This window comes from Bradyrhizobium sp. R2.2-H (genome assembly GCF_004346455.1).
GTDB classification, from domain to species: Bacteria; Pseudomonadota; Alphaproteobacteria; order Rhizobiales; family Xanthobacteraceae; genus Bradyrhizobium; species Bradyrhizobium diversitatis.
Window position 1 is genome coordinate 154,856 of record NZ_SMBR01000009.1, and the last position, 21,799, is coordinate 176,654.

The 21,799-nt window shown below is 64.5% G+C and carries 22 protein-coding genes; 10 read left to right on the forward strand and 12 right to left on the reverse strand.

The features are described from left to right. Positions 1-2: 2 nt before the first annotated feature. Positions 3-2,132 carry a tetratricopeptide repeat protein gene (locus EDE08_RS23540; RefSeq protein WP_131871227.1) on the reverse strand — a complete coding sequence of 710 codons (2,130 nt, stop codon included), beginning with the start codon at positions 2,130-2,132 and terminating at the stop codon, positions 3-5. 219 nt (positions 2,133-2,351) lie between these two features. Here EDE08_RS23540 and EDE08_RS23545 point away from each other — a divergent pair, with 219 nt between their 5' ends. Further along, complete coding sequence (locus EDE08_RS23545) at positions 2,352-2,879, forward strand: cupin domain-containing protein (RefSeq protein ID WP_131871226.1); 528 nt, start codon at positions 2,352-2,354, stop codon at positions 2,877-2,879. A gap of 115 nt (positions 2,880-2,994) precedes the next feature. Here EDE08_RS23545 and EDE08_RS23550 read toward each other — a convergent pair whose 3' ends face one another. Beyond that, positions 2,995-4,245, reverse strand: coding sequence for a NupC/NupG family nucleoside CNT transporter (locus EDE08_RS23550; RefSeq protein ID WP_131871225.1), 1,251 nt, complete (start codon positions 4,243-4,245; stop codon positions 2,995-2,997). Positions 4,246-4,403: 158 nt separating this feature from the next. On the opposite strand from EDE08_RS23550, the gene EDE08_RS23555 reads away from it, so the two are divergent. Then, a complete protein-coding gene (locus EDE08_RS23555) occupies positions 4,404-5,642 on the forward strand; it encodes an MFS transporter (protein WP_131871224.1) in 1,239 nt (412 codons plus the stop codon). Positions 5,643-5,852: 210 nt separating this feature from the next. Here EDE08_RS23555 and EDE08_RS23560 read toward each other — a convergent pair whose 3' ends face one another. From EDE08_RS23560 to EDE08_RS23585, 6 genes are all read right to left on the reverse strand, one after another. Beyond that, a complete protein-coding gene (locus EDE08_RS23560) occupies positions 5,853-6,611 on the reverse strand; it encodes an SDR family oxidoreductase (RefSeq protein ID WP_061882881.1) in 759 nt (252 codons plus the stop codon). A gap of 26 nt (positions 6,612-6,637) precedes the next feature. Then, complete coding sequence (locus tag EDE08_RS23565) at positions 6,638-7,396, reverse strand: proteasome-type protease (RefSeq protein WP_035678903.1); 759 nt, start codon at positions 7,394-7,396, stop codon at positions 6,638-6,640. Positions 7,397-7,596: 200 nt separating this feature from the next. Beyond that, positions 7,597-8,004 (reverse strand): carboxymuconolactone decarboxylase family protein, encoded by a 408-nt coding sequence (locus EDE08_RS23570; protein WP_131871223.1) that lies wholly within the window; start codon positions 8,002-8,004, stop codon positions 7,597-7,599. A 67-nt stretch (positions 8,005-8,071) separates the two neighbouring features. Beyond that, the gene (locus tag EDE08_RS23575; RefSeq protein WP_131871222.1) at positions 8,072-8,920 is read right to left on the reverse strand and encodes a transglutaminase family protein; all 849 of its coding nucleotides are present in this window, start codon (positions 8,918-8,920) and stop codon (positions 8,072-8,074) included. 118 nt (positions 8,921-9,038) lie between these two features. Then, positions 9,039-9,983: an alpha-E domain-containing protein gene (locus tag EDE08_RS23580; RefSeq protein ID WP_028177332.1), complete on the reverse strand. Its 945-nt coding sequence runs from the start codon at positions 9,981-9,983 to the stop codon at positions 9,039-9,041. A gap of 4 nt (positions 9,984-9,987) precedes the next feature. Further along, positions 9,988-11,406, reverse strand: a complete 1,419-nt coding sequence (locus tag EDE08_RS23585; protein ID WP_131871221.1) for a circularly permuted type 2 ATP-grasp protein — start codon at positions 11,404-11,406, stop codon at positions 9,988-9,990. A 282-nt stretch (positions 11,407-11,688) separates the two neighbouring features. Between EDE08_RS23585 and EDE08_RS23590 the strand changes: the two genes are divergently transcribed. From EDE08_RS23590 to EDE08_RS23610, 5 genes are all read left to right on the forward strand, one after another. Further along, a complete protein-coding gene (locus tag EDE08_RS23590) occupies positions 11,689-12,426 on the forward strand; it encodes a competence/damage-inducible protein A (RefSeq protein WP_131871220.1) in 738 nt (245 codons plus the stop codon). Positions 12,427-12,457: 31 nt separating this feature from the next. After that, complete coding sequence (gene gpt / locus EDE08_RS23595) at positions 12,458-12,982, forward strand: xanthine phosphoribosyltransferase (RefSeq protein WP_131871219.1); 525 nt, start codon at positions 12,458-12,460, stop codon at positions 12,980-12,982. Between the two features lie 39 nt (positions 12,983-13,021). Then, positions 13,022-13,420 carry a hypothetical protein gene (locus EDE08_RS23600; RefSeq protein ID WP_131871218.1) on the forward strand — a complete coding sequence of 133 codons (399 nt, stop codon included), beginning with the start codon at positions 13,022-13,024 and terminating at the stop codon, positions 13,418-13,420. 34 nt (positions 13,421-13,454) lie between these two features. Continuing rightward, positions 13,455-14,072, forward strand: coding sequence for a hypothetical protein (locus EDE08_RS23605; protein ID WP_131871217.1), 618 nt, complete (start codon positions 13,455-13,457; stop codon positions 14,070-14,072). Positions 14,073-14,279: 207 nt separating this feature from the next. Further along, positions 14,280-14,459: a hypothetical protein gene (locus EDE08_RS23610; protein ID WP_131871216.1), complete on the forward strand. Its 180-nt coding sequence runs from the start codon at positions 14,280-14,282 to the stop codon at positions 14,457-14,459. 5 nt (positions 14,460-14,464) lie between these two features. On the opposite strand, the gene EDE08_RS23615 is transcribed toward EDE08_RS23610, so the two are convergent. Then, positions 14,465-15,487 carry a methionine synthase gene (locus EDE08_RS23615; protein WP_131871215.1) on the reverse strand — a complete coding sequence of 341 codons (1,023 nt, stop codon included), beginning with the start codon at positions 15,485-15,487 and terminating at the stop codon, positions 14,465-14,467. Between the two features lie 134 nt (positions 15,488-15,621). On the opposite strand from EDE08_RS23615, the gene EDE08_RS23620 reads away from it, so the two are divergent. The 3 genes from EDE08_RS23620 (at position 15,622) to EDE08_RS23630 (ending at position 18,039) form a co-directional block, all read left to right on the forward strand. After that, positions 15,622-16,323: a glutathione S-transferase N-terminal domain-containing protein gene (locus tag EDE08_RS23620; protein WP_131871214.1), complete on the forward strand. Its 702-nt coding sequence runs from the start codon at positions 15,622-15,624 to the stop codon at positions 16,321-16,323. A 130-nt stretch (positions 16,324-16,453) separates the two neighbouring features. Next, positions 16,454-17,062, forward strand: coding sequence for a 2-hydroxychromene-2-carboxylate isomerase (locus tag EDE08_RS23625; protein WP_131871213.1), 609 nt, complete (start codon positions 16,454-16,456; stop codon positions 17,060-17,062). Further along, on the forward strand, positions 17,062-18,039 hold the full coding sequence (locus EDE08_RS23630) for an NADPH:quinone oxidoreductase family protein (RefSeq protein ID WP_131871212.1): 978 nt from the start codon (positions 17,062-17,064) through the stop codon (positions 18,037-18,039). The genes EDE08_RS23625 and EDE08_RS23630 overlap by 1 nt, the downstream gene beginning before the upstream one ends. A 98-nt stretch (positions 18,040-18,137) precedes the next feature. Here EDE08_RS23630 and EDE08_RS23635 read toward each other — a convergent pair whose 3' ends face one another. The 3 genes from EDE08_RS23635 to EDE08_RS23645 all read right to left on the reverse strand — a co-directional run bounded on the left by EDE08_RS23635 (position 18,138) and on the right by EDE08_RS23645 (position 21,768). Next, entirely contained in the window at positions 18,138-19,028 is an 891-nt protein-coding gene (locus EDE08_RS23635) for a crotonase/enoyl-CoA hydratase family protein (protein ID WP_131871211.1), read from the reverse strand. Positions 19,029-19,181: 153 nt separating this feature from the next. Further along, complete coding sequence (locus tag EDE08_RS23640) at positions 19,182-20,603, reverse strand: amidase (RefSeq protein ID WP_131871210.1); 1,422 nt, start codon at positions 20,601-20,603, stop codon at positions 19,182-19,184. Beyond that, positions 20,596-21,768: a M20 aminoacylase family protein gene (locus tag EDE08_RS23645; protein ID WP_028177321.1), complete on the reverse strand. Its 1,173-nt coding sequence runs from the start codon at positions 21,766-21,768 to the stop codon at positions 20,596-20,598. The genes EDE08_RS23640 and EDE08_RS23645 overlap by 8 nt, the downstream gene beginning before the upstream one ends. Positions 21,769-21,799 lie beyond the last annotated feature (31 nt).

Consider the following 21,799-nt stretch of genomic DNA (forward strand, 5'->3'; position numbering starts at 1 on the left):
GATCAGACCCCGCCGCTGCAGTAGCGTTTCCACATCGCGCGATAGGCGTCGTCCGCTGCTCGCGCATATGAGACGGGGTTGCCGGCGGCCGCAGCGTTGATCTGTCCGGGCAGTTCGCGGCGCAATCGATCGAGATCGCCGATCCGCGCGGCGCGGCCGACTGCGATCTGGGCATATGCCTCATCGCTGTCTGCGACCCAGTCCGGCAAGCCAAGCGCGGAGAGGATGGCGCCGGCGGCACGGCTGGGCAGACTGTTCCCGAGCTTCGCCACCACGGGCACCCCCATCTGCAGGGCCTCCCATGTGCTGACGCCGCCGTTCTGCGGGAACGGGTCGAGCGCAACGTCGACGCGATTGAACGATGCCAGATGTTCGCTCCGCAAGGTGGCTCCGAGCAGATCGACGCGTTCGGCCGGCAATCGACAAGCCGCAAATCGCGCCAGCAGCTTGTCGCGAACCAGCTGATCGTCCAGCGCAACATCCTTGATCAGCAGTCGCGAGCCAGGGACCCGCGCGAGAATCCTGGACCAGACTTCCGCAGCCTCGTCCGAAATCTTGCTGATGCGGTTGAAGACACCGAACGTGACGAAGCCGTTCGAGAGAGCTGGCGCCTGCGCCCGCGCAATCCCGGCCGGCAGCGGCGCCAGCGTCACGAAGCATGGCAGGTCGACGACGGTCTCCGCAAACAAATGCCGAACCGCGGCAGGAATCGCGACCGGGTCCGAGAACAGATAATCGATCGTCGGCAGTCCGGTGCCGGTGCCGTGGCCCCAGCCGTGCACCTGGATCGGTGCCGGCTTGCGCGCAAACACGCCGAGGCGGTTTCCTCTGGTGTGGCCGGACAGATCGATCAGGATATCGACGCGATCGGCGCGAATCTGAGCGGCGAGGCGATCGTCGGTCCATTGCGCGGCGTCACGCCAGCGGTCGGCGATCCCCTGAAATTCGCTCGTCGTCGCATCCGCTTTCGACGAGCAGGAGTAGCACACGATCTCGAACTGCGCGCGGTCATGGTATTGCAGCACGGGCTTGAAGATGAACGCGGCCGAATGCGCGTTGAAATCCGACGAGACATAGCCAAGCACCAGACGCCGATCCGGATCGCGGCTGTTGTCATGGGGCGCCGCCACCTCTGCAGCGATCTTCGCGCCGATCCGCTCCCACCAGACTTGCCGCGCTTGCTGATGCTGTTCAACGCTGGCGTCGGCCACGAAATCGAGCGTGAATATCTTGCTGGAGATCGCGCTCTGGAGGTCAGGCCGGATGTCGAGAGCTCGGTCGAAGCTGGCGAGGGCTTCGTCGACCCGGCCAAGTCCGGCGAAACAAAGACCCAGCACAAGGTGGGCTTGGTCGGAATCGGGAGCGATCGCGAGAGCCCTCTCGCAATCGGACAATGCCTCGGCAATTTGCTGGGTCTGGAGCAGGACATTGGCGCGCCAGAGCCATCCGTTCACGTCGTCGGGTGCCAGGGCAATTGCCCGATTGCAATCCGCCATGGCCTCGTCAAATCGCTGAAGCTCCCGCAATGCGACGGCGCGGTTCGCCAGTGCCGCGGCATAGTCGGGCTTGATCGAGAGCGCGCGGTTCAGGCTTGTGAGAGCCTCGTCATAGTTGCGCAGACGGCAGAGCGCAGCGCCCCGGCCGTTGTGGGCTTCGGCAAGGTTTCCGTCCAATGCGAGCGCCCGATCGTAGCTCTCGAGCGCTTCGAGGTGCAGATCAAGCGCCGCGCTTGCGTTGCCGAGATTGGACAGGGCCAGGGCGTAGTTGGGCTTTAACGCGAGTGCCTTTCGATGGCTTGCTCGGGCCTCATCGTGGCGCTTCAGCCCGTTGAGCGCGACGCCCAGACCCATGTGAGCTTCGGCAGATCGCGGATCCACGGCAACCGCCCGGCTCAGTAGAATTTCAGCCTGCTGATAGTTCTTGGCATCGGACTCCATGACGCCGAGCATATGCAGCGCGATGAATTGATTGGGCGCGATCTGGAGCAGTTGTCGGTAGGCGGCCCGGGCCTCGGACAGAAGCCCCTTCTTGTGCAACTCGAGTGCGCGCCCGAGCAATGGCAGCACTTCGGCCTTCTGCCGTTTCTGAAGCCGGGCATTTTGAAATGCACGCTGACCGACGCTGCTGCCCATGAATCAATTCCCCCAGGTCTCCCGGCGAGATTAATTCAGCGAGAGAGTGAATACGAGACGATGGCCGCTCGCCACGACAGCCTGGGACAAGCTACGGCCGATTGGGTTCGTCGAGCTCATTGCCCCAGGCCCCGCAATTGCTGCCTCGCCCAAGACTGGGTAATCTGCCTTCGGGTTGGTCCCGTCAGGCGGACGCGGCTCGGATCAGGGAGGCAGACAATGGCCAAGCAAAAGGCATCGAGACCCGCAACGAAGACTGCGGTGAAGAAGCGGAGCGGCGTGAAGGCCGCAGCGCGATCCCCGGCGCGCAAGGCGGTGAAGGCGAAGGCGCGCACCGTCGCTCCGAAGAAGCCCGTGCGGCCGAAGCAGCGTATCGCCGTCAGCCATCACCGCGAGGAAGACTTCAAGGCCGACGGCCTGCGTGCCTATGCCAGCTACCGCGATCTCGGGATCGCCGAGGCGACCCATGGCCTCGCGCAGGCACATGTGATCCGCTTGCAAGGCCCCTGCAATCCGGCCGAGGTATCCAAGCTCCACTATCACGACGTCGAATTCCAGATGGTCTACGTGCTCAAGGGCTGGGTAAAGACCTATATGGACGGCCAGGGCGAGACCCTGATGAAGCAAGGCAGCGCCTGGACCCAGCCGCCGAAGATCAGGCACATGATCCTGGATTATTCCGATGATGTGGAACTGCTGGAGGTGATCCTGCCGGCGGAGTTCAAGACGGTGGAGTTGAAGGCGTGATGTCATTCCGGGGCGCGCGTAGCGCGAACCCGGAATCCATTTCTCCGCTTGTGTCGTGGCGCGATGGATTCCGGGCTCGCGACTTTGTCGCGCCCCGGAATGACGGCGGGAGAGATTACGCCAACACCCCCACCATCGCGCCCATCAAGCACGTCGTCAGCGTGCCCGATACGATCGACTTCAGCCCCAGCGCGTTGATCTCCTCGCGCCGCTCCGGCGCCATCACGCCGAGGCCGCCGATCATGATGCCGAGGCTGGCGAAATTGGCGAAGCCGCACATCGCATAGAGCATGATCAGCCGCGAGCGCGGGTCGAGCGCGTCGGGCGGCAGCTTCGAGAAGTCGACATAGGCGATCAATTCGTTGAGCACGGTCTTGGTGCCCATCAGGCTGCCGGCGGTGATCGCCTGATCCCACGGCAATCCCATCAGCCAGCACACCGGTGCCATGACGAGGCCGAGCAGACGCTGCAGCGAGATCGCGGCACCGCCAATGTGCGGCAGGAGGCCGAGCATGGCGTTGACGAGGTACACCAGCGCCACCAGCACCAGCAGCATGGCGACGATGTTGAGCAATAATTCGAGGCCGGCCGTGGTGCCCTTCACGATCGCATCCATCGTGCTGGACACGTCCATCTCGGGATCCTCCAGCGCGCCGCCGGTGCGCTTGTCGGAGGTCTCGGGCACCATGATCAGGCTGACCAGGATCGCGGCCGGCGCGCCCAGCACGGAGGCGATGACGAAATGCGCGGCGGCGTCGGGGATGAGGGGAGCAAGCAGCGTCGCATAGAGCACCAGCACCGTGCCGGCGATGCCCGCCATGCCGCCGGTCATCACCAGGAACAGCTCGCTGCGGGTCATCTGTGCCAGATAGGGCCGCACGAACAGAGGTGCCTCGACCATACCGAGGAAGACATTGGCGGCGGTCGACAGCCCGACCGCGCCGCCGACGCCGAGCGTGCGCTCGAGCAGCCATGCCAAGCCGCGCACGATCGGTGGCAGCACGCGCCAATAGAACAGCAGCGTCGTCAGCACGCTCATCACCAGAACGATCGGCAGCGCCTGGAACGCCAGGATGAAATCGGCGCCGGGCACCTTCAGATCGAATGGCAGGGCGCCGCCGCCGACATAGCCGAACACAAAGGCGGAGCCGGCGCGGGAGGCCGCCGAGATCGCGCCGACCGCGTCGTTGATGGTGCCGAACGCATGCGCGACGACCGGCAGCTTCAGCAGCACGACCGCGGTGACGAAGGTCGCGGCGAGGCCGATCGCCGCCTGGCGCAGCGAGACCGCGCGACGATTCTCCGCCAGTGCGAAGGCGATCAGCAGCAATGCGAAAATGCCGAATGCCGATTGCAGGCGCAGCATGATGTTCCCAAACCTTCAATGATTATGGCCGGGCAGGCGCTGCAAAGGCAATGCCGGCAAGCGGCAGAGAGCATCCTGCTGTTGACAAGCAGGTCCGCCTCAGCCACGCGGGGCGGCGAGATCAGGGCCCAAACGTTCCAAGGGTGTCCCAAGAGACGATGCCAGAGCAACCAACAGCCGCGGATTCGCCGGTTACGGCCCGCGTGCTCCTGTCCCACCGCGCCTTCCTGTTCTTCCTGCTCTCGCGCAGCCTGTCTCGCTTTTCCAGCCAGATCGCGGCGGTCGCGATCGGCTGGCAGATCTACGATCTCACCGGCTCGGCATTCGACCTCGGCATGGTCGGCCTCGTGCAGTTCCTGCCCACCGCGCTCCTGGTGTTCGTCGCAGGCCACGCCGCCGACCGCTACGAGCGCAAGCGCGTGGTCCAGCTCTGTCAGCTCGTGGAAGCCGCGACCGCGCTTTATCTCGCATTCGCCACCTATTTCGGCGCGGTCGGCGAGGTGCAGATATTCATTGCAACCTTCGTGCTCGGCATTGCCGGCGCATTCGAGAGCCCGACCACGGCGGCGTTGTTGCCGCTGATCGCACCGCAAGGGTCGCTCCAGCGTGCCACGGCCATTTCCAGCGGCGCGGCGCAGGTCGCGACTATCACCGGGCCGGCGCTCGGCGGCTTCGCCTACGCGGTCGCCCCGCATCTGGCCTATGCCGGGATGGTGCTGTTCTGGGTTTTGGGGATGATTCTGACCGGCTTCATCCGGCCGCGCCCGCAAGCGGTGCTCAAGGAGGGGACGAACTCGGACAATATCTTTGCCGGCGTCCGCTTCATCCGCAGCAATCCCGCGATCCTGGGCACCATCTCGCTGGACCTGTTCGCCGTGCTGTTCGGCGGCGTCACGGCATTGCTGCCGATCTATGCCCGCGACATCCTGCAGACCGGCCCGGTTGGGCTCGGCGTGCTGCGCGCGGCGCCCGCGGTCGGCGCGCTGTTGATGACCATGGTGCTGGCGCGTCACGCCATCTCCAGGCATGTGGGCCTGCGGATGTTCCAGGCCGTGATCGTGTTCGGCCTTGCCACCATCGTGTTCGCGCTGTCGTCCTGGATGTGGCTGTCGGTGCTGTCGCTCGCTGCTTTGGGCGCGGCCGATACGATCAGCGTCGTGATCCGCTTCTCGCTGGTGCAGCTCTCTACGCCCGACGAGATGCGCGGGCGGGTCGGCGCGGTGAATTTCCTGTTCATCAACGCCTCGAACCAGCTCGGCCAGTTCGAGAGCGGAGTGGCAGCCGCGCTGCTCGGCGCCATGCCCGCCGCCGTGCTCGGCGGCGTCGCCACCGTCGCAGTGGCGCTGCTCTGGATGAAGCTGTTTCCGGCCCTGCGAAAGGTGGAGAGTTTGGAGTAGGCCTCCGCTCTCTCCTCCGTCATTGCGAGGAGCCCTTGCGATGAAGCAATCGAGAATCTCCCCGCGGAAAGATTCTGGATTGCTTCGCTGCGCTCGCAATGAAAAATGTGGTGGCAGCGCAGGATGTTAGCTCACATTACCCCCGCAGCCCGGCAACAGCAGGCGCCTCTTGACGCCTACTGTGCATGGGGTTGTTTTCGCAGTTTTAGTTCAGCCCCGCCCCACGAACGGCATCTTGGTCGCCATCACCGTCATCGTCAGCACGTTGGCGTCGAGCGGCAGGCTAGCCATGTAGGCGACGGCGTCGCCGACCGCCTTGGCGTCCATGCGCGGCTCGTGCTTGGTGGTGCCGTCGGGCTGCAGCACGCCGGGGCCGTTGACCATACGGTCGGTCATCGGCGTCGCCGCATTGCCGATGTCGACCTGGCCGACCGCGATGTCGTACATGCGGCCGTCGAGATTGCTGGCCTTGGTCAGGCCCGTGATGGCGTGCTTGGTCGAGGTATAGGCGGCCGAGAACGGCCGCGGCGCATGCGCCGAGATCGAGCCGTTGTTGATGATGCGGCCGCCGCGCGGGGTCTGGTCCTTCATGATGCGGAAGGCGTGCTGGGTGCACAGGAACGGGCCGGTGAGGTTGGTGTTCACCACCGCCTGCCACTGCTCGAGGCTGAGGTCCTCGAAGTTCACGGCCGGCGCGCCCATGCCGGCATTGTTGAACAGCACGTCGAGGCGACCATAGGTTGCCTTCACCTTGTCGAACAGCGCGGCGATCTGCTCCGGCTTGGTCATGTCGGCGGTGACGCAGAGACTCTTTCCGGCGGGGCCGAGCTTCGCCGTGTCCTCGAGCATGTCGAGCCGGCGCCCTGCGAGCACCACGGTGAAGCCGGTGTTCATCAGCGCCAGCGACGCTGCGCGCCCGACACCGGTGCCGGCGCCGGTCACCAACGCGATCTTTTTCGCTTCACTCATCGTTTCCTGCCTTTTCTCTTTTGCTGTCAGGTTTTGGGTTCTTTTTCGTTCTTGTAGGGCGGGCGCGGAATGTTCTGGTGCGCGGCGCGCAACGCCGCCGACCAGCGCGAACGCAAATCGTGGAAATAGGGTTCGCCCGCCTCGATGCGGTGGTTGAGATCGGCTTCGCAAGCGTCCGTGCGCACCACCAGCACGTCGATCGGCAGGCCGACGCCGAGATTCGAGCGCATGGTCGAGTCCATCGAGATCAGGCCGGTCTTCAGCGCCTCGTAAAGCTCGACGTCGTAGTGCATGGCGCGGTCGAGCACCGGCTTGCCGTATTTGTGCTCGCCGATCTGCAGGTAGGGCGTATCGGTGGTGCACTCGATGAAATTGCCGGCGGTGTAGACCATGAACAGACGCATGCGCGCGCCCTTGATCTGGCCGCCGAACAGGAAGGAGACGTCGAAGGACACGTCCTCGGATTTCAGCGCCGGTCCTTCGGTCGCATGCACCGCCCGGATCGCCCGGCCGATGCGCTGGGCGGCCTGGAACATGGTCGGCGCGTTCATCAGCGTCTCGATCTCGCCCGTGTTGGGGTCTTCCAGGCCTTCGGTCAGGGTGGAGAGCACCGACTGGCTGATGGCGAGGTTGCCGGCGCTGGCGATCGCCATGATGCGCTCGCCGGGCTTGGAGAAGATGTGCAGCTTGCGGAAGGTCGAGACGTTGTCGAGGCCGGCATTGGTGCGGGTGTCGGCGATCATCACCAGACCGTCCCGAACCAGGATTCCGCAACAATAGGTCATTTCCAGTCCCCGAACGCGTTTGCGCGGAATTACTAGCCAATTTCGGAGGCCGGTCCAACCCCCGATTGGGCCCGTCATTCCGGGGCGCGACGAAGTCGCGAGCCCGGAATCCATTGGGCCGCAGAGTTGGTGGATCAATGGATTCCGGGTTCGCGCTAAGCGCGCCCCGGAATGACGAGGAATCGCGCTCCGCTCCGACCTCAATCCGCCGCGTCCACCAGAAACGCCTCGTCGACGGGCACGCCGAGCGCCGTGACCAGCCGGTTCGTCTCCGCAGCCATGCCGACGATGGCGAGCAGCTCGCCATATTCGGCCTCGGTCATGCCCTTGGCCCGTGCGGCGGCGGTGTGCGAATGAATGCAGTAGCTGCAGCCATGGGCGATCGAAACCGCGACGTAGAGCATTTCCTTGGTCTTGGGGTCGAGCGCACCCGGAGCCATCACTTCCTTGATGCTCTCCCAGGTCCGCCGCAGCGTCTTCGGATCATGCGCCAGCGCCCGCCAGAAATTGTTGACGAAATCCGACTTCCGCACCATCCGGATGTCGTCGAAAACGGCGCGCGCGTCGGCGGAGAGTTCGTCATCCGAAAGCAGTTTTACAGTCGCCATGGGCTACCTCGCTGGTCTGGTCTGATCCCGCGACTGTAGCACGGCGCATGCGCTCGTCCGGCAGCACCTAGCTCTGCCGTTGGGACTGCGATTGCGACTGCCCGCCGCGGCTGGTCTGCTCGACCTTCACGGCCACCGCCAGCGTTTCCGTGCCGCCGCCATAGCGCGTGCCACGCACCGGGGCCGCGCCGAGATAGTCGAGCCCGATCGCAACGCGCACATGGGCGTCGGTGGCGCAGATGCTGTTGGCGGGATCGAAGCCGACCCAGCCGAGATCGGGCACGTAGGCCTCCGCCCAGGCATGGCCGGCCTCCTGGTGCGCCGTGTCGTCCGATCGCAGAAAGTGCCCGGACACGAAGCGCGCCGGCACGCCGCCGGCGCGGGCGCAGGCGATGAAGATGTGCGCGTAATCCTGGCAGACCCCGCGCTTGAGCGCGAACGCCTCCACCGCGGACGTGCCACTGTTGGTGGGGTCTTCGTCGAACGTCATGTGATCGGCAATCTGCGTCATCAGCGTGTGCAGGAAGCCCAGCGTGTCGCTCTCGGCCTCGCTGCGCAACTGGCGCGCAACCGCCGTCATCGCCGGATTGACGGAGGTGAGGTCGGTGGAGCGCAGGAACATCCCAGCCGGGAAGCGCTCGTCCGTGCCGCGCAGCACGCCGCCGGTATCGTGGGTCTCGATCAGCCCTTCTGCCGTGATCTGGATGTCGCCGACCGGTCCGCAGGACAGCACGTGGGTGACGTTGCCGAACGCGTCCTCATGCATGTCGAGCTTGGTGTCGGTGGAGACGTCGATCTGCCATTCCGCGACGTATTGCCCGTCATGGCTGCCCGGCGTCATGCGCAGGATCTGGATCACGCTGGTGGCCGGCGGCTCGTAGCGATAGGTCGTGATGTGCTGGATTCGCAGGCGCATGGTGTTTTGATTCCGTCATTCCGGGATGGCGCGAAGCGCCAGACCCGGAATCTCGAGATTCCGGGTTCGATGCTTTGCATCGCCCCGGAATGACGAAAGGTGAAGGTTTCAGTCTCGGCTAGATCAAATACTGCTTCGTGATGATTTCGCCCAGCCTGGAATTGTCCGTGATGAATTCCTGAATGAATTCATGCACGCCATGCTGGAAAATGTCGTTCATATTGCTGTGTTCCAGCCGGTTGCGGATGCCGCGGGCGTGGCGCTGGGCCGGGCCCTGGCGGCCATAGGCGACGCCGATCTGGTCGAGGTTGCGCACGAGGTTGCCGTAGCAGCTGGCGAGCGAGCGCGGCAGCGTGTCGTTGAGGATGAGCAGATCCGCGATCAGCCACGGCTTCAGCGTCTCGCGATAGACCCAGTGATAGGCGGTCAGCGCCGAGACCGAGCGCAGGATTGAGCTCCATTGATAGAAGTCGAGCGGGCCGCCGACATGCTCCTCCTCGGGCAACAGCACATGATATTTTACGTCGAGAATGCGCGCGGTGTTGTCGGCGCGCTCCAGATGCACGCCCATGCGCGAGAACCAGTAGGCGTCGTTGCGCAGCATGGTCCGGTAGGCCGAGCCGTCGAAGCGCAGCGAGGTCTCCTGCACGAAGCGGAGGAATTTGGCGAGGTCCTCGCGCGTCGAGGCGCCCTTGCTCCACACCGCCTGAAGCTCGATCCAGGCCGAGTTGATGGTGTCCCACATCTCGCTGGTGAGCGCGGTGCGCACCGAGCGCGAGTTCAGCCGCGCCGCCTCGATGCAGTTCCTGATCGAGGACGGATTGTTCGGCGAGAACGAGAGATACTCGACGACGTTGTGCTCGTTGGCTTCCTCGTAGGTCTGATAGAAGCTGGCGGCGACCCCGGCGGTGAGCAGCGCCGAATCCCATTCATTGGTCTTGCCGATATAGGCGGCGGGAAGCGCGGTGACGCGCAGCGTCGCATCGATGGTGCGCGCGAGATATTCGGCCCGTTCGACGTAGCGGGCGAGCCAGTAGAGGTTTTCGGCGGTACGCGACAGCATCTCTCTACTCGTCCAGGATCCAGGTGTCTTTGGTGCCGCCGCCCTGGCTCGAATTCACCACCAGGGAGCCTTCCTTGAGCGCGACGCGGGTGAGGCCGCCCGGCACGATCGTGGTGCTCTTGCTGCCCGTCAGCACGAAGGGGCGCAAGTCGACATGGCGCGGGGCAAGGCCCGATGCGGTGCAGGTCGGGCAGGTCGAGAGCGCCAGCGTCGGCTGCGCGATGAAACCTTCCGGCTCGCGCTTGAGCTTGTCGCGGAAGGCTTCGATCGTCGCCTTGGTCGCAGCGGGGCCGATCAGCATGCCGTAGCCGCCGGAGCCGTGCACTTCCTTGACGACGAGCTCGCTTAAGTTGTCCAGCACATAGGCGAGGTCCTTCGGCTCGCGGCAGCGCCAGGTCGGCACGTTCTTCAGGATCGGCTCCTCGCCGAGATAGAACTTCACGATGTCGGGCATGTAGGAGTAGATCGCCTTGTCGTCGGCGATGCCGGTGCCGACGGCGTTGGCGAGCGTGATGTTGCCGGCCGCGTAGGCCGACATCAGCCCGGGCACACCGAGCACGGAGTCGGGACGGAAGGTGAGGGGATCGAGGAAATCGTCGTCGACACGGCGGTAGATCACGTCGACCCGCTTCAGCCCTTCCGTCGTCCGCATGAACACTTCGTTGTTCTTGACGATGAGGTCACGGCCTTCGACCAGCTCGATGCCGAGCTTGTCGGCGAGGAACGAGTGCTCGTAATAGGCCGAGTTGTAGACGCCGGGCGTGAGCAGGGCGACGGTCGGCTCGCTGGAGGCGCTTAGCGGCGCGACCGAGCGCAGGGCTGAGAGCAACTCGTCCGGGTAGCGCTCGACCGGCGCGACCTTGTGGCGGGCGAACAGATCCGGAAACAGCCGCATCATGATCTCGCGGTTTTCCAGCATGTAGGATACGCCAGACGGCGTGCGGGCGTTGTCCTCCAGGACGATGAAGTCCTCGGCGTCGACCCGGACGATGTCGATGCCGGCGATGTGCACGTAGACGTCGTGCGGCACCTGCTGGCCGTTCATCTCGGGGCGGAACACCGGGTTCTGGAAGATCAGATCGTCGGGCACGATCTCGGCGCGGAGGATGTCGCGGCCGTGATAGATGTCGCGCAGGAACATGTTGAGCGCGCGCACGCGCTGCTTCAGGCCCTTCTCCAGCAGCGCCCATTCCTTGCCGGACATGATCCGTGGGATCACGTCGAAGGGGATCAGGCGTTCGGTGGATTCCGCCTCGCCGTAGACCGCGAAGGTGATGCCGATCCGACGGAACAGCAGCTCGGCCTCCTGGCGCCGATATTCGAGGGCTTCGGGGGGCGTTTCCTTGAGCCAGCGCGCCAGCTCCCGATAGGCGGGGCGAAGGTCTCCGCCGGCAACATTCATTTCGTCAAACGCGACTGCCATGGATTCCGACTGTTCTCCCCCAGGCGTTGCACCATTGGTCAGGTCGCTTGGGCCTTGCTGAAGACCGCAACGTCCTGTGGCCATGCCGTGAGAGTGCATGACTTCCCTAGGAGGTAGCAAGGGCCGGGCCAGCGCGATAAGCATGGAGGAAGGGCATTTGCCGGGGACGGCCGGCGGCTTGCCTGAAAAAATGGCTGAGGACTGCTTATTTCAGAAGCAAAACCACGTGACTTCAACGCGTTACCTCGGCAAAGTCGGCGTCACAGGTGAGGGACTTAAGGCATGAGCGACATCGTCACGGCGGGCATTCTGGTCATTGGGGACGAAATCCTGTCCGGCCGGACCAAGGACAAGAATATCGGCTTCATCGCCGAATACCTGACCAATATCGGCATCGACCTGAAGGAGGTCCGGATCGTTTCCGACGACGAGGCCGACATCATCGCCGCCCTGGACGCGCTGCGGCATCGCTACAGCTACGTCTTCACCACGGGTGGCATCGGCCCGACGCACGACGACATCACCGCCGATGCCGTCGCCAAGGCGTTCGGCGTCGGTATCGATCACCATCCGGAGGTCGTCGCCCGCTTCCGCGAGCGCTGGAGCGAGCAGGACCTCAACGAGGCCCGCCTGCGTATGGCCCGCATCCCCGACGGTGCCGAGCTGATCCAGAGCGCGACCATCCTCGCTCCCGGCTTCAAGATCGGCAACGTCATCGTCATGGCCGGCGTGCCGTCGATCATGCAGGCGATGATGGATATCGTTTCGCCCAAGCTGAAATCGGGCGTGCGCATGCTCTCCGAATCGGTCCGCGCCAATGCGCGCGAGGGCGACATCGGCAGCCCGCTGCGGGCGATCGCCGCCGCCCATCCCGACACCATCATCGGCAGCTATCCCTTCATGGACGAGGAGCAGAAGCCGAACACCAATCTGGTGGTGCGCTCGCGCGATCCGGAGAAGCTCGCCGCGGCGATGGCGGCGGTGAAGGAAATGCTGGCGGGCCTGAATATCACCCGCTAGCAGAAGACGCTCGAGACGAATGGAGACGACGATGGGTGAAGCACCGGAACTGAGCGCGCAGGAGCGCGCGGGCAGGGCCTTTCCGGTCTCGTGGGACCAGTTCCACCGGGACTGCCGGGCGCTGACCTGGCGGCTCAACGAGGTCGGTCCGTTCCACGCCGTGATCGCGATCACCCGCGGCGGCCTGGTGCCCGCCGCGATCGTGGCGCGCGAGTTAGGGGTGCGCGTGATCGACACGGTCTGTATCGCCAGCTACGATCACGACAAGCAGGGCGAGCTCCAGGTCCTCAAGGGCATTTCGGACGCGGCCATGAAGCTCGGCGGCGGCACCGGCAAGGGACTCCTGATCGTCGACGACCTCGTCGACACCGGCAAGACCGGCAGGATGGTGCGCGAGATGCTGCCCGATGCGCATTTCGCCACCGTCTATGCCAAGCCGATGGGACGCCCGCTGGTCGACACCTTCATAACAGAAGTCTCGCAGGACACCTGGATTTTCTTCCCTTGGGATACCGCGCTGTCCTACCACCCGCCGCTTCGCGACGGGGCGGCGTGATCGTCTTCGGTCTTCCTGCTTGCCTTCCTGGAGCTAGTGATGAACACGAGGCAGCCGACGGCCGAGGCCTTGATCTCCGGCAGGAATATTCTGCTGGGCGGTCGCACAAACGAGCACGTTTTGCCTAGCCTTCAGCAAGTACTGGCGGAAGTCGATTCGGTCGCTGTCTCAAGTACGAGGAAAATTATCGCGCGTTGTGTTGCCGAGGCGATTGCTGAAATCAAAGGCGCAAACTTCATTGGTGCAGGATGGATTTTAAACTTGATCCACAACCTGCCATTGGATGACGTTAGCGAACAGCGATGGGACGTTGACTATTTCCTCTCGATGGAGTTGCCGACATTCTTGGACCATTTCGAGGAAATCAAGTCTGCAAGGCTGGTCGTACTCTACGTCTGCAAAGAGCTTGCGAACCAGCACTTGCCCGATTGCAGTTGACGCGACGTCACAGATAGAACGTCTCCATTTCACCATGCCCCTGCAAAACCGCGTCACCCCGACGGGCGACATCATCGCCACCCCGCATCGCGGCCTGTTCACAGGCAATCGCGGCATCATCCACGATCCCGCGACCAAGACGCTGCTGAAGAAGCGCTGGTCGTCGCCGGCGTGGATCACCTGCCTGTGCGAATTCCGCGGTTGGCGGCGGCCGGTGATGGCGCGCCGGAGCTGGACCGAGCTGTTCTTCCTCGACGAGGCCACCGCGCTCGCTGCCGGCCATCGTCCCTGCTTCTTCTGCCGCCGCGACGACGCGAAACGGTTTCGCGCCGCTTGGGAGAAGGGCAATCGCCTTCACGATGTCCGGATGCACGATATCGATGAGGTCCTGCATCGCGAGCGGCTGGATCACGGCCGGAAGCGGCTTCATGAGCTCGTGATGCCGATCGAGCAGCTTCCGGATGGGGCGATGGTGATGCAGGGCGAAGCCAGTTTTCTAGTGACAAGGGGCAGGGCGCTGCGGTGGTCGCCGGCGGGCTATGCCGGTGCTCAGGGGCGGCTCGACAACGCCAAGCTCTTGACGCCGCCCTCGACAGTGCGTGCGCTGAGCGCAGGTTATCAGCCAAGGCTGCATCCGACGGCACTCAGCTAGACGTGTACCATGAATTCCCACCGTGCTGCGGCGCCCGTATTCCTCATAATATTGCGAGTTATCGCGACGCGGGCGACATCTTATTGCTCTTGCGGGCAAGTCGTTCCGGCGACGGCTATATCGCCTTTATAACATCGTCCTGACGATCCCATCGATCGGCTATACCGAGCAGCTTACCTTCTCGTGCAACATCGAGGAGAAAGTCAAATGCTGAACTTCCTGACCCGCATTGACAGATACATGACGAGCAACTTGCACGAACACGGCCAATATCTGCTTGGGCTGAAGTCGCTCGACGGCCATGCTTGCAAGAGCGATCACCAGCAAGGCGCCGTCAGAACGCTCGAGTCCGCGCCCGGAACCGGAACGTCGCTGCCGCGCAATTAGGTATCTCACCCAAGCTTCTCGCGCGCCAGCGCGGCGCCGGCGCCGAGCGCCATCAGCTTGGCCTCGGCGATCTCCCGCCGCATCGGCGCCATGCCGCAATTGGTGGTGGCGATGATGTTGCTCTTCGGCACGAATTTCGACACCGCGTCGATCACCTTCACGACGTCCTCGGCGGTCTCCACCGTGTCGCTGGCGACGTCGATCACGCCGGCCTGCACGATCTTGGTCTTGAGCAGCGCCAGCAGGTCGAGCGGCACCTTGGAATTGCGGCACTCGATCGCAACCTGCTGGATCGGGCTCGCGTCGATTGCCGGGAAGATCTGCTCGTACTGCCGCCATTGGCTGCCGAGCGTTTCCTTCCAATCGGTATTGGCCTTGATGCCGTAACCGTAGCAGATGTGAACGGCGGTGGCGCAAGTGAGGCCTTGCGCGGCGCGCTCCAGCGCCTTGATGCCCCAATCGTTGACCTCGTCCATGTAGACGTTGAAGGCGGGCTCGTCGAACTGCACGAGATCGACGCCATCGGCCTGCAAGGCCTTGGCCTCCTCGTTGAGCAGCTCGGCGAAGGCAAAGGCCATCTTCACGCGGTCGCCATAGTAGCGATCCGCAATGGTGTCGATGATGGTCATCGGGCCGGGCAGGGTAAACTTCAGCTTCTTCCTCGTATGTGTGCGCGCCACGCGCGCCTCGAAGGCGTGGACGCGATCCTTCAGGCGGAGCGGGGCGACCACCTGCGGCACCATTGCCTTGTAGCGGTCCTTGCGGATGCCCATCTCGACCTTGTGGGCGAAATCGATGCCCTCGATCTTCTCCAGGAAACCGTGGACGAAATGCTGCCGGGCCTGCTCGCCCTCGGTGACGATGTCGATGCCGGCGTCCTCCTGGATCTTCAGCCAGATCAGCGTCGCATCTCGCTTGGCCCGGAGCAGCTCGTCACCCCCTGACTTCCAGGGCGCCCACAGCATGTTCGGCTCGGCCAGCCATTCCGGCTTCGGCAAGGAGCCGGCGATCGTGGTTGGAAACAGCATGGCGGCCCTCCCGGCAGGTTGTGTTGCGCCTCTTCCTGCCATGACTTAACGTCGAGGTACAGAACAACAAAAGTCGCTCTCTAGTCCGACGGCGATGACATGGAAGGCCTAAAGAAAAGGCCAGGGGAAGGGTCGTGATCGATCTCTATTACGCGCCGACGCCGAACGGCTGGAAAATCTCGATCATGCTGGAGGAACTCGGGCTTCCCTACAGCGTGAAGCCCGTGAACATCCGCGCCGGCGAGCAGTTCAGCCCCGATTTTCTCGCGATCTCTCCGAATAACCGTATCCCGGCCATCGTCGATCACGATCCTGCCGACGGCGGGCCTCCGTTCTCGGCCTTCGAGACCGGCGCCATCCTGATCTATCTCGCGGAAAAGACCGGCCGGTTCTTGCCGACGGACTTGCGCGGGCGCTCGACCACGATCCAATGGGTGATGTGGCAGGTGGCCGGGCTCGGACCGATGCTCGGCCAGCATGGACATTTTGCGCTCTACGCGGCGGAGAAGATCCCCTACGCGATCGAGCGCTACCGCGACGAGGCGGCGCGGCTCTACGGGGTGCTCGATCGCCAGCTCGGCAAGACCGGGGCTTTTGTCGCCGGCGGCTATTCCATCGCCGACATCGCCTGCTTCCCCTGGACCATGACCCACAAGGCGCAAGGCTTTACGCTCGACGACTATCCGAACGTGAAACGCTGGTATGCCGAGGTTCGTGCGAGGCCGCAGGTGCAGGCCGGGCTCGCGATCGGCAAGTTCGTGAAAGAGCCGTTCGACGAGGAATCACGCAAGATCATGTTCGGACAAAGGGCTAAGGAAGTGCTGGGAAAGAGGTGACGGCAACGCCGTCATTCCGGGGCGCGCGAAGCGCGAGCCCGGAATCCATCAGGCCGCAACAAGACTGGTGAAATGGATTCCGGGCCTGCGCCTGCGGCGCATCCCGGAATGACAGACATAAGGAACCATCATGATCGAATTCTTCTTCGACTGTTCCAGCCCCTGGACCTATCTCGCCTTCCACAACATCCAGCCGCTGGCCAGGGAGCTGGGCGCCGAGATCACCTGGCGGCCGATCCTGGTCGGCGGCATCTTCAACACGGTCAACCCGAGCGTCTACGCGCAGCGGGAGAAGCCGGTGCCGCTGAAGGCGCGCTACATGAAGAAGGACCTTCAGGACTGGGCGCGTTCGGCGGGGCTTGCGATCAAGATGCCGCCGACGGTGTTTCCCGTGAACAGCGTCAAGGCGATGCGCGGCTGCATCTGGCTCGGCAAGGACATGGTGCCGTTCGCAACCGCCGTGTTCGAGACCTATTGGGGTGAGGACAAGGACATCTCGCAGGACGCGGTGCTCGCGGAGATCTGCAGGAAGGTCGGCATCGACGAGCAGAAGTTCTTCGCCGGCATTGCCGAGCAGGGCATCAAGGACCAGCTCAAGGCCAATACCGAGGAGGTCATCGCACGCGGCGGCTTCGGCTCGCCGACGATCTTCGTGAACAAGACCGACATGTATTTCGGCAATGATCGCCTGCCGCTGATCCGCGAAGCACTTCAGCGCAGCAAGGCGAGCGCGGCCTGATGTTGCGCGCCGTCGTCTGCCGCGAGCTCGGCGCGCCCGAGCGTTTGCTGCTGGAAGAGTTTCCGTCCCGCGCGCTGAAGCCGGGCGAGGTGCGCGTCGCCATCCGCGCCGCCGGGCTGAACTTTCCCGACGTGCTGATGGCTGCCGGCGAATACCAGCTCAAGCCTGAGCTGCCGTTCACGCCGGGCATGGAAGCTGCCGGCGACGTCACCGAGGTGGGATCGGAGGCAAGCGGCGTTTCGGTCGGCGACAAGGTCATCGTGAAGATGCGCTTTGGTGCCTTCACGGATGAAGCGGTGGTGACGCCGTCGCAGCTCACCCCCATGCCATCGACGTTCGACTACGCCGAGGCAGCGACCTATCTCGCCGGCCATGGTACCGCCTATCACGCGCTGATCGACCGCGGCCGGGTCGCGCCGGGTGAGGTGCTGCTGGTCCATGGCGCCGGCGGCGGTGTCGGTCTTGCCGCCGTCGAGATCGGCAAGATGCTGGGCGCGATCGTGATTGCGACGGCTTCAAGCGACGAGAAGCTCGCGATCGCGAAATCGCGCGGCGCCGATCATCTCGTGCGCTATGACCGCGAGCCGTTTCGCGACGCCGTCAAGCGCATCACCGACGACCGCGGCGCCGACGTCGTGTTCGATCCGGTCGGCGGCAAGGTCTTTGAAGACTCGATGCGCTGCATCGCCTGGGGCGCCCGGCTCCTCGTGATCGGCTTCACCGGCGGCATCGGCTCGGCCAGGACAAATCTATTGCTGATCAAGGGCGCCAGCGTGCTCGGCGTGCGCGCCGGCGAAGCCGTGCGGAAAAATCCCGAGCTCGGCGAGGTGCGCCTGAAGGCGCTCTTGCAGTGGGCGGAGGAAGGCAAGCTGCGCCCCAACGTCTCGCACCGCCTGCCGCTGCAGGATTATGCCAAGGCGATGCGGCTCCTAATCGAGCGCAAGGCGATCGGACGGGTGGCGCTGGTGATGCCGTGAAAAGTAGGGTGGGTTAGCCGAAGGCGTAACCCACCTCTTCTGTCTCCGCGGTGATATCAATGGTGGGTTACGCTGCGCTAACCCACCCTACAGGAGCCTCACGTGTACTCCCGTTCCGTCCACCACGGAAAGTAATCCGGCATGTCGGTCGACACCTTGTTCTTGAATTGCGCGGGGCGCTTTTCCAGGAACGACACCACGCCTTCCTTGACGTCGTCGGAGCGGCCGCGGGCATAGATGCCGCGGCTGTCGACCTTGTGGGCCTCCATCGGATCGTCGGCGCCCATCATGCGCCACATCATCTGGCGGATCAGCGCGACTGAGACCGGGGCGGTCTTCGCGGCGAATTCCTTGGCGAGCGCGCGGGCGGTCGGCAGGAGATCATCCGGAGCGACGACCTTGCTGACGAGACGGCCCGCAAGCGCCTCCTGCGCCGGGAAAACGCGGCCGGAATAGCACCATTCCAGCGCCTGCGAGATGCCGACGATGCGGGGCAGGAACCAGCTTGAGGCCGCTTCCGGCACGATGCCGCGCTGGGAAAACACGAAGCCGAACCGCGCAGCGTCGGACGCGATGCGAATGTCCATCGCGAGCTGCATGGTGACGCCGATGCCGACCGCAGGTCCGTTCACCGCGGCGATCACGGGCTTGAGGCACTTGAAGATGCGCAAGGTGACCTGTCCGCCGCCGTCGCGCACCTGCGGATCGCTGTAATCGACCTTGCCGTCGGCGAGGCGCTTCACCGGCCCGCGCCGCGCATCGCGGTCGAACGTGTCGGCGCCGGAGGAGAGATCCGCGCCCGCGCAAAAACCACGGCCGGCGCCGGTGACGATGATGGCGCGGACGTTGTCGTCCTTGTCGGCGGCGTCGAACGCGTCGATCAGCTCCGTCTGCATCTGCGCGTTGAAGGCGTTGAGCTTGTCGGGCCGGTTCAGCGTGATGGTGAGGATCTGCTCGGCGATCTCGTACTTGATCGTCTCATACGCCATAATGGTTTCCTTCCCTGTTTCCTTGTCGGTCTCTCTAGCACGTCATTCCGGGGCGCGAAGGGAGCCCGGAATCCATCTCTCGCAGCGATTGTGCCGAGGAATGGACTCCGGGCTTGCGCCAAGAGGGCGCAACCCGGAATGACGACACTGCGACTAGTTGGCCGGCGGCTTCGGCCAGGGCCGCTGCGGGCCACGCAGGCCTTCGAAAGCCTTGGCCATGCCGAGCACGCCGATATCGTCGAAGCGGCGGCCGACGATCTGCACGCCGATCGGGAACCCCTTGGCGTCGAAGCCGCCATTGACGGAGATGGCCGGGTTCTCTGACATATTCCACGGCACGGTATAGGCGATGTGCTCGAACGGCTTCATGGGATCGTTGGTGGGGGAAGCCCATTCCGCGGGGTAATTCACGTTCGGTGCGGTCGGCGAGATCACATAGTCGAGCTCGCAAAACAACTTCGCCGCCGCCGCGCGGATCGCCATCGTCTGGTTGAAGCCGCGGATCACGTCGACGCCGGAGAGGCTGGCGCCGGACTCGCCCCACTTGAAGATATAGGGCAGCACCTTGGCCTGCTCGGCCGGCGTCAGCTTGGACAGATCGTCCCACATCCGCGCGCGCCAGAAATTGTCGAGGCCGTCGAGCATCTCGCGCGTGAGGATGCCGTCGACTTCGGTCACGATGGCGCCCGCGGATTCGAACGCCTTCGCCGCCTTCACCGCGACCTCGCGCACCGGTTTCTCCAGCGGAAGGCCGCAGCCGGGATCGAGCATCAGGCCGATGCGCAGCTTTCGCGGCGATTTCTCCAGCCCCTTCCAGTTGAGCGGTTCGGCCGGCAGGCTCATGCCGTCGCGCCGGTCGGGCTTGGCGATCGCGCTCATCATCAGCGCGCAATCATCGACCGTGCGGGTCATGGGACCGGCGACGCGGCCGACATAGGTAGGCTCGATCGGCACGCGGCCGAAGCTCGGCTTCAGGCCGACGAGCCCGCACCAGCCGGCGGGCAGCCGAACCGAGCCGCCGATGTCAGTGCCGAGATGCAGGGGACCATAGCCCGCCGCGGCGGCAGCGCCTGCGCCCGCGCTGGAGCCGCCGGGGTTCTTGCTGAGGTCCCAGGGATTGCGCGCCAGCGCATGGAAGCTGGAGAGACCGGAGGACAGCATGCCGTAATCCGGCATGGTGGTCTTGGCGAAGATGACCGCGCCGGCCTCGCGCAGCCGCGCAGCCGGCGGGGCGTCCTTCTCGGCGGGCACGAGCTTGACGCTGGCCGCGCCCAGCGGCACCGGCACGCCCTTGGTCGCGATGTTGTCCTTCACCGTGACGGGCACGCCGTCGAGCGCGCCGGACGGCTCGCCGCCGGTCCAGCGCGCGGTCGAGGCCTTTGCGGCCTCGCGCGCGCCGTCGGGATCGAACGCATAGAGTGCCTTGAGGCGCGGCTCCCACGCAGCGACGTGCGCGAGCAGATCCTCCAGCACCTCGCTCGGCGAGAACTGCTTTGCGCGATAGCCCGCGATCAGATCGACCGCGGACAGATCGTGCAGCGAGGTGACCGCCTCTTCGACGCTCTTCTTATGCATGGGCCCCCACCGGCATGCGCGTCTCGATGATGCGGGCGAACATGCTGGCGCCGATCGGCAGGATCTTGTCGTCGAGCACGAAGCCGGGATTGTGCACGGGCACCGAGCCGTCATGGCCGACCCAGAAATACGCGCCGGGGATGGTCTGCAGCATGTCGGCGAAATCCTCGCTGCCCATCTTCGGCTGGGTGCGGGTGATCACGTTGGCGGGATCGACGATGGTGCGCGCGACCTCCTCGACCACCTTGGACTGCTCGACCTGGTTGACCAGCACGTCGAAGGTGTCGCGGATGTCGACGTCGATCACGCAACTATAGGCGCTCGCGATGCCGGCGCAGATCGTGCGGATGCGCTCGGCGATCAGGGTGCGGACTTCCTTCGAGAAGGTGCGGATGGTGCCGCAAAGATGCGCGTCGCCGGGAATGACGTTGTAGGCGGAACCGGCGTGAATCTGGGTGATCGAGATCACGGCGGCCTGCAGCGGCTCGACGTTGCGGCTGACGATGGTCTGGATCGCCTGCGCCAGCGTGGTCGCGATGATCACCGCGTCCTTGGAGCGTTCGGGCATCGCGCCATGCGCGCCGTAGCCGGTGATGCGGAGGTCGAAGAAGTCGGCGCTGGCCATCGCGGGGCCGGGCAGGATCGCGATCTCACCGTGGTTGAGATCGGGCGCGTTGTGCAGGCCGTAGAGCTCGTCGCAGGGAAACTTCTCGAACAGGCCGTCCTTGATCATCGCGCGGGCGCCGCCGAGGCCTTCCTCGGCCGGCTGGAAGATCAGATGCACGGTGCCGTCGAAATTCCTGGTCTCGGCGAGGTAGCGCGCGGTGCCGAGCAGCATGGTGGTGTGGCCGTCGTGGCCGCAGCCGTGGAAACGGCCGGGGATCTTCGAGCTCCACTTCAGATTGGTGTTCTCCTCCATCGGCAGCGCATCCATGTCGGCGCGCAGGCCGATGCGTTTGCCGCTCGAACCCTTGCCCTTGATGACGCCGATCACGCCGGTGCCGCCGAGGCCGCGATGCACCTCGATGCCCCAGCTCTTCAGCTTGTCGGCGACGATGCCGGAGGTGCGCACTTCCTCGAACCCGATCTCGGGATGGGCGTGGAGGTCGCGCCTGATAGCGGTGAGTTCGTCAGCGTAGCCGTCGATGCGGTCGATCGTGGGCATGTGTCCTGTCCGTAGTTGCGTGTGAATGTTC

Bases quoted from the DNA above. Each gene is read 5' to 3' on its own strand.
- EDE08_RS23540 (WP_131871227.1), bottom strand. From the start codon at position 2,132: ATGGGCAGCAGCGTCGGTCAGCGTGCATTTCAAAATGCCCGGCTTCAG.
- EDE08_RS23545 (WP_131871226.1), top strand. From the start codon at position 2,352: ATGGCCAAGCAAAAGGCATCGAGACCCGCAACGAAGACTGCGGTGAAG.
- EDE08_RS23550 (WP_131871225.1), bottom strand. From the start codon at position 4,245: ATGCTGCGCCTGCAATCGGCATTCGGCATTTTCGCATTGCTGCTGATC.
- EDE08_RS23555 (WP_131871224.1), top strand. From the start codon at position 4,404: ATGCCAGAGCAACCAACAGCCGCGGATTCGCCGGTTACGGCCCGCGTG.
- EDE08_RS23560 (WP_061882881.1), bottom strand. From the start codon at position 6,611: ATGAGTGAAGCGAAAAAGATCGCGTTGGTGACCGGCGCCGGCACCGGT.
- EDE08_RS23565 (WP_035678903.1), bottom strand. From the start codon at position 7,396: ATGACCTATTGTTGCGGAATCCTGGTTCGGGACGGTCTGGTGATGATC.
- EDE08_RS23570 (WP_131871223.1), bottom strand. From the start codon at position 8,004: ATGGCGACTGTAAAACTGCTTTCGGATGACGAACTCTCCGCCGACGCG.
- EDE08_RS23575 (WP_131871222.1), bottom strand. From the start codon at position 8,920: ATGCGCCTGCGAATCCAGCACATCACGACCTATCGCTACGAGCCGCCG.
- EDE08_RS23580 (WP_028177332.1), bottom strand. From the start codon at position 9,983: ATGCTGTCGCGTACCGCCGAAAACCTCTACTGGCTCGCCCGCTACGTC.
- EDE08_RS23585 (WP_131871221.1), bottom strand. From the start codon at position 11,406: ATGGCAGTCGCGTTTGACGAAATGAATGTTGCCGGCGGAGACCTTCGC.
- EDE08_RS23590 (WP_131871220.1), top strand. From the start codon at position 11,689: ATGAGCGACATCGTCACGGCGGGCATTCTGGTCATTGGGGACGAAATC.
- gpt (WP_131871219.1), top strand. From the start codon at position 12,458: ATGGGTGAAGCACCGGAACTGAGCGCGCAGGAGCGCGCGGGCAGGGCC.
- EDE08_RS23600 (WP_131871218.1), top strand. From the start codon at position 13,022: ATGAACACGAGGCAGCCGACGGCCGAGGCCTTGATCTCCGGCAGGAAT.
- EDE08_RS23605 (WP_131871217.1), top strand. From the start codon at position 13,455: ATGCCCCTGCAAAACCGCGTCACCCCGACGGGCGACATCATCGCCACC.
- EDE08_RS23610 (WP_131871216.1), top strand. From the start codon at position 14,280: ATGCTGAACTTCCTGACCCGCATTGACAGATACATGACGAGCAACTTG.
- EDE08_RS23615 (WP_131871215.1), bottom strand. From the start codon at position 15,487: ATGCTGTTTCCAACCACGATCGCCGGCTCCTTGCCGAAGCCGGAATGG.
- EDE08_RS23625 (WP_131871213.1), top strand. From the start codon at position 16,454: ATGATCGAATTCTTCTTCGACTGTTCCAGCCCCTGGACCTATCTCGCC.
- EDE08_RS23630 (WP_131871212.1), top strand. From the start codon at position 17,062: ATGTTGCGCGCCGTCGTCTGCCGCGAGCTCGGCGCGCCCGAGCGTTTG.
- EDE08_RS23635 (WP_131871211.1), bottom strand. From the start codon at position 19,028: ATGGCGTATGAGACGATCAAGTACGAGATCGCCGAGCAGATCCTCACC.
- EDE08_RS23640 (WP_131871210.1), bottom strand. From the start codon at position 20,603: ATGCATAAGAAGAGCGTCGAAGAGGCGGTCACCTCGCTGCACGATCTG.
- EDE08_RS23645 (WP_028177321.1), bottom strand. From the start codon at position 21,768: ATGCCCACGATCGACCGCATCGACGGCTACGCTGACGAACTCACCGCT.